Annotated in this window: 11 protein-coding genes; 7 read left to right on the forward strand and 4 right to left on the reverse strand. The window is 59.7% G+C overall.

The window, feature by feature from the left end; translation table 11 throughout:
• Window positions 1–66 precede the first annotated feature (66 nt).
• The 3 genes from porT to ACYVDE_RS06825 all read right to left on the reverse strand — a co-directional run bounded on the left by porT (window position 67) and on the right by ACYVDE_RS06825 (window position 3,978).
• The gene (gene porT / locus ACYVDE_RS06815; RefSeq protein ID WP_460500733.1) at window positions 67–819 is read right to left on the reverse strand and encodes a porin family protein; all 753 of its coding nucleotides are present in this window, start codon (window positions 817–819) and stop codon (window positions 67–69) included.
• The gene (gene ubiE / locus ACYVDE_RS06820) at window positions 819–1,547 is read right to left on the reverse strand and encodes a class I SAM-dependent methyltransferase (RefSeq protein ID WP_460500734.1); all 729 of its coding nucleotides are present in this window, start codon (window positions 1,545–1,547) and stop codon (window positions 819–821) included. The genes porT and ubiE overlap by 1 nt, the downstream gene beginning before the upstream one ends.
• Before the next feature lie 175 nt (window positions 1,548–1,722).
• Window positions 1,723–3,978, reverse strand: coding sequence for an OmpA family protein (locus ACYVDE_RS06825; RefSeq protein WP_460500735.1), 2,256 nt, complete (start codon window positions 3,976–3,978; stop codon window positions 1,723–1,725).
• Window positions 3,979–4,406: 428 nt separating this feature from the next.
• On the opposite strand from ACYVDE_RS06825, the gene yihA reads away from it, so the two are divergent.
• The 3 genes from yihA to ACYVDE_RS06840 all read left to right on the forward strand — a co-directional run bounded on the left by yihA (window position 4,407) and on the right by ACYVDE_RS06840 (window position 6,359).
• A complete protein-coding gene (gene yihA / locus ACYVDE_RS06830) occupies window positions 4,407–5,027 on the forward strand; it encodes a GTP-binding protein (RefSeq protein ID WP_460500736.1) in 621 nt (206 codons plus the stop codon).
• Window positions 5,028–5,111: 84 nt separating this feature from the next.
• Window positions 5,112–5,564: an energy transducer TonB gene (locus ACYVDE_RS06835; protein WP_460500737.1), complete on the forward strand. Its 453-nt coding sequence runs from the start codon at window positions 5,112–5,114 to the stop codon at window positions 5,562–5,564.
• 114 nt (window positions 5,565–5,678) lie between these two features.
• Window positions 5,679–6,359: a DUF5606 family protein gene (locus tag ACYVDE_RS06840; protein ID WP_460500738.1), complete on the forward strand. Its 681-nt coding sequence runs from the start codon at window positions 5,679–5,681 to the stop codon at window positions 6,357–6,359.
• 152 nt (window positions 6,360–6,511) lie between these two features.
• On the opposite strand, the gene fbp is transcribed toward ACYVDE_RS06840, so the two are convergent.
• Window positions 6,512–7,531 (reverse strand): class 1 fructose-bisphosphatase, encoded by a 1,020-nt coding sequence (fbp, locus tag ACYVDE_RS06845; RefSeq protein WP_460500739.1) that lies wholly within the window; start codon window positions 7,529–7,531, stop codon window positions 6,512–6,514.
• Window positions 7,532–7,700: 169 nt separating this feature from the next.
• Between fbp and ACYVDE_RS06850 the strand changes: the two genes are divergently transcribed.
• The 4 genes from ACYVDE_RS06850 to ACYVDE_RS06865 form a co-directional block, all read left to right on the forward strand.
• On the forward strand, window positions 7,701–8,975 hold the full coding sequence (locus ACYVDE_RS06850) for an amino acid kinase family protein (protein WP_460500740.1): 1,275 nt from the start codon (window positions 7,701–7,703) through the stop codon (window positions 8,973–8,975).
• A gap of 86 nt (window positions 8,976–9,061) precedes the next feature.
• Window positions 9,062–9,835 (forward strand): Clp protease/crotonase-like domain-containing protein, encoded by a 774-nt coding sequence (locus ACYVDE_RS06855; protein WP_460500742.1) that lies wholly within the window; start codon window positions 9,062–9,064, stop codon window positions 9,833–9,835.
• A gap of 136 nt (window positions 9,836–9,971) precedes the next feature.
• Window positions 9,972–10,556 (forward strand): peroxiredoxin, encoded by a 585-nt coding sequence (locus ACYVDE_RS06860; protein WP_460500743.1) that lies wholly within the window; start codon window positions 9,972–9,974, stop codon window positions 10,554–10,556.
• 47 nt (window positions 10,557–10,603) lie between these two features.
• Window positions 10,604–11,274, forward strand: a 671-nt coding sequence (locus tag ACYVDE_RS06865; protein WP_460500744.1) for a 3-deoxy-D-manno-octulosonic acid transferase, incomplete at its 3' end; no start/stop codon positions are given.

Genomic DNA, 11,274 nt, shown 5'->3' on the forward strand with positions numbered 1-11,274 from the left:
GTGGGTATTCGGTAAGCAGACTGTTTTCGTCCGCTTACCGAATACCCACTACCGACTACCCGGATTTTAGTTTTGAATGTTGATGTACAGCGTCACCGCGTTAGTGCTCATGTACTGCAGGCTGCGGCTGAACACATCGTTGCGCGGCACCAGCAGGTTCTTCAGGCCGTGCGAAAAGCGCACCTCGGGCGCCAGCTTAAACAGCGGGTAGAACAGCTCCAGGCCTACGCCGTATTCCAGCGTCAGGTCGCTGCCCTCGGCACGCAGCACGTTGTGCAGCGGGTCGTTGCGACGGTTGGTGGCCGTGAGTGAGGGATTGAGCCCCGCAATCATGTACATGCGGGCGTTGCGCCGCCGGTCCGACTGATACTTGAGCAGCAGCGGAAACTGGATAACCGTCGACGTAATATTTTGCGTCACGATAGAGTCGGGCTGAGGGTAGCCGATGGGCCGAAACTCCACACTGCGCGTCTGGAAATTCACGCCCGGCGCAAAGCGCAGGATGAACGGCGACTCCGGCCCACCCAGCCGCGCATCGCCAATAAAACCCACCCCCAGGCTGGGACTGATAACAGAGTTGGCCGTGACCCACTTGTTGGCCACGTAATAATCCGACTGCTCGATGTTGAATTTTGAGCCCGAGAAGCTCAGGTACATGCCCGGGTGAAACCACCGCTCGTCATAAGCCGGCAGGTTTTGCACCGTCACCGATTTTACCACGCCTTTGGAGTTGCGGCTCACGCGGGCGCGGGCCTTGCGCTGCGCCTGCGCCCCGAAGGGCAGTAAGGCCACCAAGCCGGCCACCAGGGCCAGCCGCATTAGTTGTGCGCCGTGTAAATGGAGCTGATTCCGAAAGTGAGGGGTTGCCATGCAGGTTCTTTGAAGCCGACTTTGGCGAGAATCGCCAGGAAATCGGGGCCATCCGGAAATGCCTGCACCGATTCGGGCAGGTACGTGTATGCCGACTGGTCTTTGGAAATTATCTTGCCAAAAACCGGCAGCACCCGGCTGAAATAAAAATTATACGCTTGCTTGAGCGGAAATGCCGTGGGCTTGCTGAACTCCAGCACCACCAGCTTGCCGCCTGGCCGCAGCACGCGGCGCATCTCGGCAAGGCCTTTTTCGAGGTGGGCAAAGTTGCGCACCCCAAACGAAGCCGTCACGGCATCAAACTCGCCGTCGCCAAACGGCAGGCTTTCCGAGTCGCCCAGTTCTAGCCGGATGCGGTGGCCCAGGCCCTTGGCCGCCAGCTTGCGGCGGCCCACCTCCAGCATGCCTTCCGAAATATCGACGCCAGTTACCTGGGCATCGGGTGCAGCGGCGCGCAGCGTTTCGATGGCGAAGTCGGCCGTGCCGGTGGCAATGTCCAGAATACGGGCCGGGCGCAGTGCTTTGAGCTCATCCACGGCCTTGCGGCGCCAGTAGATGTCGGTGCCGACGCTCAGGAAGTGGTTGAGGAAATCGTATTTGCCCGCGATGGAGTTAAACATCTGGGCAACCTGCGATTTCTTGTCAGCAGAATTGTCTTTGTAGGGTACGACAGCCATGTGGGGCGCAAAGAACGGTAGTGAAACGGAAAAATTGTCTCTCTCCAACGCCCAAACCCAATGGTTTGTTAAGGCCCGGCGGCAAATGCCACTGCCTGAGCGCAGAGGCCACAAAAAAGCGGGCCAGGCATGGTGCCCGGCCCGCTTCCCCGTGGGTAAAGGCGACTAAACCGAATTAGTTTTTAGCCTTCACTTTGGTTTTTTCGCCAGTGGCGTCCTTGGCCTTCGCGTCAACTTCACCGTCTTTGCTTACGGTTTTCGACTTCTCGCCGGCAGGGCCTTTGGTTTTCACCTTCACTTTGTCCGAATCCTCGTCCACCTTGGTTTTCACCTTGGTGCCGTCGGCCATTTTCACTTTGCTCTTGCCGGGGGTCAGCGGAGCAGCAGTGGTCGTGGTGGTCGTGGTCGAAGTACCCATCGTGCTGGTGCCGGTAGCGCCAGTGCCGGTCATGCCGGTACCCGTGCCCATCGAGCCTTCAGCACGTACGGCCTTGAACTCGTCACGACGGTTCAGCTGCATGTTCTCGGGCGAATCGTTCGGCGCGGCCGGACGACGCTCGCCGTAGCTCACCGTGGTCAGGCGCGAGTCGGCAATGCCCTGCTTCACGAGGTAGTTCTTGGCGGCATCGGCGCGGTTCTGGCCGAGCACCATGTTGTACTCGTCGGTATTGCGCGAGTCGCAGTGGCCTTCAATCGAAATGTTCATCCCGGTGTTCGCCATCAGCACTTTGCTGATATTGTTCAGTTCAGTAATCGACTCCGGACGCAGCTTGTACTTGTCGGTATCGAAGTAGATATTCTTGAACGCCGTAGGACCAGTGGTCGTAGTATCAACGTAGTCCACGTAGAAGTTCTTGGTGATGGTGGTCGAGTCGTTGGTCGACACCGGCACCGGGAACTCCTGCGTTTCGATGTTCTTACCATCCTTGCTCACGGCCACCTGGTAGGTACGGCCCGAAAGCACGGCCACCTGGTACCCGCCATCGGGCTTGGTCACGTCGCGGAAGCTCAGGGCCGTTTGGTCGGCCTGCTTCCCGCTGAACACCAGCTCCACGCCGGGAATCACCGTGGTGCTGTCGCGCTTCGAGAACACCTTACCAACGATGTTGGCGTTTTTGATGTAGTTGATGGTGTAAATGTCCTTCTCACCGTAGCCACCAATGCGGTACGAGCTCAGGTAAGCGTACGAGCCATCGGGGCTCAGGCGGTAGTAGGAGTCATCGTCCGGCGTGTTCACCGGGTAGCCCATGTTCTGGGCCGGGCCCCACTTGCGGCCGGCTTCGTCGTACTCCGACTTGAAGATGTCGTAGCCGCCCATGGTGTTGTGGCCGCGCGACGAGAAGTACAGCGTTTTGCCGTCTTTGCTCAGGTACGGGCTGTCGTCGTCGTACTTGGTGTTGATGTTGGCACCCAGCGAACGGGGCGTACCCCAGTCCGAACCAATGGCCGAGCGGGTAGCCGTGTATAGGTCCAGCGTGCCGTCTTCCGAGAACTTACCGGTCGAGAAGTAGATGGTCAGGCCGTCCGGGGTGATGAAAGCATCCGACTCGAAGGCTTTCGAGTTGATGTTGCCATCCAGGGGCTTGGGAGCCGTCCAGTCGCCGCCCGACTTATCGGTCACGAAGATGTCACCGTTGTTGTCGTTGCGGTACATCAGCATCTTCGTGTCGTTGTCGAACAGCTGAATCGAAGCGTCGTGGCCTTTGCCGTTCAGTACGCCGCTCAGCGAGCGGGGCTTCTGCCAGTTCTCGTCGTCGATGCGGGTAGCTTCGAAGATGTCTTCGTAGTACTCACCGTCGGCGGCTACGCTCTTGTTTTTCTTGTCGCTCACGCTGCCGCTGGCACCGGTCACGTTCTCGCCGCGCGAGGTGAAGATGAGCAGCTTGTCATCCGACGAAATAACCGGGCTGTGTTCCGAGTACTGCGTGTTGATGGTGGGGCCCAGGTTCTTCACGAAGATGTCCTTGGGCGAGTTGAACTGCACTTTCGCGTTCTTGCTGTGGGCAATCAGCTGAGCAATTTCGTCCTTGCGCTGGTCGTTTTTCTTCAGCGTGGCGTTGTAGGCCTGGTAGTGAGCAATGGCCTCGTCGAAGTTGTAGTTCAGGTGGTCAACCCGGCCCAGCCAGTAGTCCACGTCCTTCGACACCTTCGGCTTCAGCTTCTGCGCTTTATAGATGTAGTCGCTGGCCTTTTCCTTGTCGAACGACATGTAGGAGATGCCCGCGTTGAACAGCGCTTTGGCGTTGTTCGGGTCTTTGGCCAGCACCTTCTCGTAATAAGGAATGGCAGCGCGGTAGTTTTCCTGCTCGAAGAACTTGTTGCCGGTCTTGAGGTCTTTGCGCGTGCTTTGCGCTTGAGCCGGGGCAGCCACGGAGGCGGTGAGGGCAACGGCGCACGACGCTTGCAGTAACCTTCTGGATAAGTTGTCCATTGGAGGAGAGGTTTGAGAAAAAAGAAATTTCTGAAGGGGTTATAGAAGAGAATGCGGCCCCAATGGGCTGCCGCCGCCGCGGGCATTTTTGGGCTTATACTGAAAAAATGCCGCAGGGTTAGGCCTTAATGCCGAATTGCGCCGAAGGTAACCGTCTACGGAGGTGCGGAACCGGCGATTGTGCGGCTCCTCCTGGCGGGCAAAGATAGACTGATTGTGTGCGAAACCGGCAAAACGAGGGTTTTAGAGCCATTTGGAATGCATGCTGATGCGAGGCGTCGGCCCCGGCAGCAAAACTGGGCAACCGCGCAAATATAGAAGCATCAAGGAAATAGCAGGCAACCGTTGTTTTTTTTAACAGCCGGCCCGACGCCGTGGGAAGACGTACTTTTGCGCCCCCTGTTTTTCATCTTTAGTGCCTGTTTTCGATGCTTATCCGTGACGCCCGTTTCCTGACCAGTAATTCCCGCGCCGACCTTTGCCCGGCGCCCACGCTGCCGGAATACGCATTTATCGGCCGTTCCAACGTAGGCAAGTCGTCGCTCATCAACATGCTCACGGGCCGCAACGGACTGGCTAAAACCTCGGCTTCGCCGGGCAAGACGCAATTAATTAATCATTTCGTCATCAACGACGACTGGTTTCTGGTCGATTTACCGGGTTACGGCTACGCCAAAGTCAGTAAATCGTCGCGGGCCGAGTGGACGAAGATGATTAATTACTATCTGCGCAACCGGCCCAACCTGATGTGCGTGTGCGTGCTCATCGATTCGCGCCACGCGCCGCAGGCGGTCGACCTGGCCTTTATGGAGAAGCTGGGCGAGGAAGGCATTCCGTTCGTGATGATTTTCACGAAGGCCGACAAACAGTCTGCCGCGCAAACCAAACACCTGATTACCGATTATCTGGCCAAAATGAGCGAAATATGGGATGAGTTGCCACGCTATTTTATTACGTCGGCCGAAAGTGCGCGGGGCCGCGACGAGGTGCTCGGTTTTATTGCCGAAGTAAACGAGCAATGGCAGGGAGAAGCCGCCGCCGGAGCGTAAATTGGCCCCGTAATTGCCCTTGGCGCGCGGCCGGCTAATTGGCGGCGTTCAGGCTTTTTTCTTGTCCCCTCTCTCCCATTCTATATGTTTGCTAAACACGTTTCCGCAATTGCGCCGCTGGCCCTGGGCCTGCTGCTAGCTGCCGCCGCTCCGGCGCTGGCTCAAACCCCCGCCGCCCCCAAAACCCAGGCCGAGCAAGGCACGGGCATAGGCTCGGTGGGCAAAACCATTCCAGTGGCCGAGTACTACGAAGGCGGCCAGGCCGCCATGTACGAGTTCATTGCCAAAGAGCTGCACTACCCGCCTATCGCCAAGCGCAACCGCATTCAGGGCCAGTGCATTATCAGCTTTCAACTGAATGCCGATGGCACAATGCAGGACATGCGCATTGTGAAGCAGCTGGGCGGCGGCACCGGCGAAGAGGCCCTGCGCGTGGCGCGCCTGCTCAAGTTCAAGAAGCCGGAGCTGCCCATCCGGGCCAGCCTGCCCATCGTGTTCAAGCTGGGCGTGACGGGCTCGAACGCGACGGAACAATAAACCTGTGTAATTTTGCCCCGAAGAGTGAGGAATAGGAAATGACACGTGGCCCGCGGGCAGTGTTCGTTTTTTATTTCTCACTCCTCTTTTTCACATCATTTCATTCCTAAAAGAATGCCCTACGAACTGCAAGAGTTGGCCGCCATCAGCGGCATGCCCGGCCTGTACCGCCTGGTGCGCGCCGCGCGCCACGGCGTGCTCGTCGAAAGCCTCGACGAGAAAGCCACCCGCACGCTGGCCCCGGCCCGCAACAAGGTGTCGCTGCTGTCGGAAATTTCGATTTACACCCAGGATGCCGATGAAACCGTGCCGCTGACGGAAGTTTTCGAGCGCATTTACCAAAAGCACGGTGCTTCGCTGGCCGTCACGGCCAAGTCGAACGAAAAGGAGCTGACCGATTTCCTGGCTGGCGTGATTCCCGACTACGACCGCGACCGCGTGTACCTGTCCGACATCAAGAAGCTGGCTTCGTGGTACGGCATCGTGAGCAAGCACCGCCCCTACGTGGCTGCTGAAACGGCTCCGGCCGCCGAGGAAACGCCCGCCGCCGAAGCTACGGAGGCGCCCGCTCCGAAAGCGAAAGCCAAAAAGGCCGCGACGCCCGCTGCCGAAGCTGCTGCCGACGAAGAAGCTCCCAAGGCCAAGAAACCCAAAGCGGCCAAAGCCACTGAGCCCGCCGCCGGCGAGCCCCTGAGCACAGGCGGCGTGATTGGCGCTGCCGATGAAGCACCCAAAGCCGAAGGCAACCCCGAGGCGGCCGCACCGGCCAAGAAAAGCCGCAAGAAAGCCGAGTAGTTTCGGGTATCTGCAAGATGCAAAAAGCCGCTCCGGGGTTCCGGAGCGGCTTTTTCGTGTGGGGTTGTTATGCCGAGCGCAGCGAGGCATCTGGGGAAACGGTTGGGGGCAGATTATTCCAGATGCCTCACTGCGTTCGGCATGACCAAGCGTTACTTCACCTCGGCTGCCACGGCTTCCCGGGCCAGGCAGGCTTCGGCTTGCTCGACCAGCTCCTTGCTACCGATGAAGACGGGGCAACGCTCGTGCGGCACTTTGGGCTCTATTTCCATGGTGCGCTGGCGGCCGTTGCTGCTTTTGCCACCGGCTTGCTCCACGATGAAGGCGAGAGGGTTGCACTCGTACATGAGGCGGAGCTTGCCATTCTGGTTTTTGGCGGTGGCGGGGTACACGTAGATGCCGCCTTTAAGCAGGTTGCGGTGGAAATCGGCCACCAAAGAGCCGATGTAGCGGGCCGAGAAGCTCTGGTCTTTGCATTGCTGCACGAAGGCGGCCACGCCGGGCGAGAACGAGTCGGACGAGCCTTCGTTGATGGAGTAGATATTGCCGGTTTTGGGGGTCTGGATGTCGGGGTGCGAGAGGAAGAATTCGCCCAGCGAGTGCTCGTAGGTGAAGCCGTTGACGCCGTTGCCGGTGGTGTACACCATCATGGTGCTGGAGCCGTAGATGACGTAGCCGGCGGCCACCTGGTGGGTGCCGGGCTGCAGGCAATCGGCGGCGGTGCCCTCGCGGCCGGTGGGCGACACGCGGCGGTAGATGCTGAAAATGGTACCGATGCTCACGTTCACGTCGATGTTCGACGAGCCGTCGAGCGGGTCGATGGCGACGACGTATTTGCCCTGGTTGTTGCCGGTCTGAATCATCTCGTCATCTTCTTCGGAGATGATGGTGCAGACTTCGCCGCCGTTGCGCAGGGCGCGGATGAAGCGGATGTTGGCGATGACGTCGAGCTTCTGCTGGTCTTCGCCCTGCACGTTCTGGCTGCCGTAGGCGCCGGCGATGTCGATGAGGCCGGAGCGGTTGATTTCGCGGTTGACAATCTTGGCGGCCAGGGCGATATCGCGCAGCAGTTGCGAAAGCTCCCCGGTGGCGTAGGGAAAATCTTCCTGCTTGCGCATGATGAAACGGTCGAGGGTAGTGCCGACGGGCAGGGCCAGTTTATTGTGGTCCATAGAGGGGGGTGCTTGCGAAATGGCGAGGTGGGAACGCAGCACAAAGCTACTCGCCGGGGGCCGTAAAGTTACCGTCCGGCAAGCGCAATCGGTTGCAAACCGCGCCTTCGCCGGTTTTGTGCGGCAAAGTTTTAGGCGATGCTTGCGGGCGCTCCTACCTTTGCCGGCCATGGAAAAAGTGCAGGTGTACAAATTCGGCGGGGCATCGGTGAAGGATGCGGCGGCTATCAACAACCTTCGGGAAATTGTGCAGACGCATGGCAAAGGCCAACCGCTTCTGATTGTGGTGTCGGCCATGGGCAAGACAACCAATGCCCTTGAGGACATCTTTCAGCGCGCCTACACCGGCCAGGACTACACCGAGTTGCTGGAGCAACTGCACCGCTACCACACGGCCACGATATTCGGGCTTGTGCAGGACGACCTAGGTAGCGAAACGGTATACCGGCCTGTTTCACAGCTTTTTCAGGAACTTAAACAGCGTTTACAGCAGGTGCAGCCGCAGGGCGACTACGACGAGCAGTATGACCAAGTGGTGAGCTACGGCGAGCTGCTGGCCTCGACGTTGATTGCGAAGCTGTTGGCCTGGTTTGGCAAAGTACACTGGCTCGATTGCCGGACGCTCATCCGCACCGATGAAAACTGGCGCGAGGGAAAAGTTGATTGGGTAGCCACCGAGCAGGCAGTGACCACCGCCCTGCCGCCACTGCTGAAAACCGGCATCGTGGTGACGCAGGGCTTCTTGGGCGGCACCGCCGACGGTCGCACCACCACCCTCGGCCGGGAGGGCTCTGACTACACGGCCGCCATTCTGGCCTACTGCCTGCGGGCCGAGGCCGTCACCATCTGGAAAGACGTGGCGGGCCTGCTCAACGCCGACCCCAAGATATTTCCGGACACGGTGCGCTACCCCGAAATCAGCTACCGCGAAACCATCGAGATGGCCTACTACGGCGCGTCGGTCATTCACCCCAAAACGCTGAAGCCGCTGGCCGACCGCAATATTCCGCTGCGCGTGAAGTCGTTTCTGGACCCGGCCGCCGAGGGCACGCTCATCCACGACTGCCAGCACCCGGCGCTGGCCCCGGCCTTCATCCGGAAGACGGACCAGTGCCTGCTCTCCTTCGCCAGCAAGGACTTTTCGTTTATCTCGGAGGAGAACCTGGCGGTGATTTTCGCGGCGCTGGCCCAAGCCAAACTCAAGATTAACGTAATGCAGAACTCGGCCATCAGCTTCTCGGTGTGCGTCGATTTTTCGCAGCGGCGGGTGCACCAGCTGCTCGATTTGCTGCGCGAACAGTTTGTGCTGCACTACAACACGGGGCTGATGCTGTTTACCATCAAGAACTACACGGCGGCCAGCATCGCGCAGCTCACCGAGGGCAAGCGGCTGCTGCTGGAGCAGCGCACGCGCGGCACGTTTCAGTTTGTGTGCGCGGCCTAACGACCGTAGCGCGGACTTTTAGTCCGCGATTCTTTCAGACTAACCATTAACTCGCGGACTATGAGTCCGCGCTACTTCCCACCCGCATGGAATTCATTCTCGTAACGCCCCAGGCGCGCCCCGGCGTGGCCCTCATCCAGCTCAACCGCCCCAAGGAGCTGAACGCCCTGAACCTGCAGCTGATGCTCGAAGTCCGTGATGCGCTGAAGGCGCTGGACGAGGACGACGCAGTGCGCGTGGTCATTATCACCGGCAACGAGCGAGCCTTCGCGGCGGGGGCCGACATCAAGCAGATGGCCGGCAAAACGGCCATCGATATGCTGATTGTGGACCAATTCAGCACCTGGGACCAAATTCGCAAGTTCCGCAAGCCGCTGATTGGGGCCGTGTCGGGCTTCGCGCTGGGCGGCGGCTGCGAGCTGGCCATGACTTGCGACATGCTGGTGGCTTCGGAAACGGCACAGTTCGGCCAGCCCGAAATCCGCATCGGCACCATGCCGGGGGCCGGCGGCACGCAGCGCCTGACACGCGCCGTGGGCAAGGCCAAGGCGATGGAAATGGTGCTCACCGGCGAGTTCATCTCGGCGCAGGAGGCGCACCGCGTGGGCCTCGTGAACCGGGTGGTGCCCGTGGGCCAGTACCTCGAAGAAGCTTACCGCCTGGCCGCCACCATTGCCGGCATGAGCCCCGTAGCCGCCCGCCTGGCCAAGGAATCGGTGAACCGGGCGTTTGAGACGCACCTCGATGAGGGGCTGCACTTCGAGCGCAAGAACTTCTACCTCACCTTCGCCTCCGAAGACCAGAAGGAAGGCATGGCGGCATTTGTGGAGAAGCGCAAGCCGGCGTTTAAGGGGCGGTAATTTACTGATGTGAGAATATGAAGATGCGAGAATGTGAAAATGACCGACAATACCGCATTTTCAGTTCTATTACGTATCCGCAAATAATACTCACGACAAGCCATTCTCACATCTCCCCATTTTCACATTACAATCCATGGCAGTTCTCGTAGGCAAACGGGCTCCCTCCTTCCGCGCCAGCGCGGTGGTCGATGGCAAAATTGAAGAAGACTTTTCGCTCGACCGCTACCTGGGCAAGCGGCACGTGCTGTTTTATTTCTACCCAGCCGATTTCAGCAAGGTGTGTCCGACGGAGATTCTTGCGTTTCAGGACCGGCTGGAAGAGTTTGAAAAGCGCAACGTGGCCGTGGTGGGCTGCTCCACCGATTCGCAGTATGCCCACTTGGCCTGGCAGCTGCAGCCGCGCGACAAGGGCGGCATCTGCGGCGTACGTTACCCGCTGGTGGCCGACACCACCAAAACCATTTCGGCCAACTACGACGTGCTGGGCGGGCACTACGACTACACGCCCGAGGGCGAAATGACCTATGTAGGCTCGCCAATGGCCTACCGCGGCCTGTTTCTGATTGACCAGGACGGCATCGTGCGCCACCAGCTCGTGAATGACCGGCCGCTGGGCCGCAGCCTCGCCGAAGCCCTGCGCATGATTGACGCGCTACAGTATTATGAGAAGAACGGCGAAAGCTGCCCGGTAGACTGGGAGGCCGACAAAAACGCGTAGTCGCAAACAAAATGGCATTCTGCGCGCCGATGGCGTAATTTTGGGGCTTGCTTTTCCTCTACGATATCGCCCTGGGCCTGTACGGCCTGCTGCTGCGGCTGTTAGCGCCGTTTGTGCCGAAAGCGGCCGCCTGGGTAGCCGGCCGGCAGGGCCTGCTGGCCCACATCCGCCAGACCATCGGGGCCGATACGGCGCCGCGCGTGTGGTTCCATTGCGCTTCGCTGGGCGAGTTTGAACAAGGCCGCCCGCTGATTGACGCCTACCGGCAGGCCCATCCCGGCACCAAAGTCGTCCTCACGTTCTTCTCGCCTTCGGGCTACGAGGTGCGCAAAAACTGGCCGGGGGCGGACTACATTTTCTACCTCCCGCTGGACACCCGCGCCAACGCCCGCGCCTTTCTGGATGCCGTGCAGCCCCGGCTGGTGGTGTTTGTGAAGTACGAGTTCTGGTACCACTTCCTGAACGAAGCGTTTCAGCGCCGGATTCCGGCGGTGGTGGTGTCGGCCATTTTCCGGCCCGAGCAGGTGTTTTTCAAGCCCTGGGGCGGGTTCTTCCGGAAAATACTGTCGCGGTTCGCGCACATTTTCACGCAGAACGAGGCGTCGGCCCGGCTGCTGCGTGGCGCGGGCATTAAGCGCGTGAGCGTGGCCGGCGATACCCGGTTCGATACCGTGGTGGCTACCGCGCTGGCCCCGGCCCGCGTGCTGCCGCTGGTCGA

The sequence above is a fragment of the Hymenobacter agri genome (genome assembly GCF_054778495.1).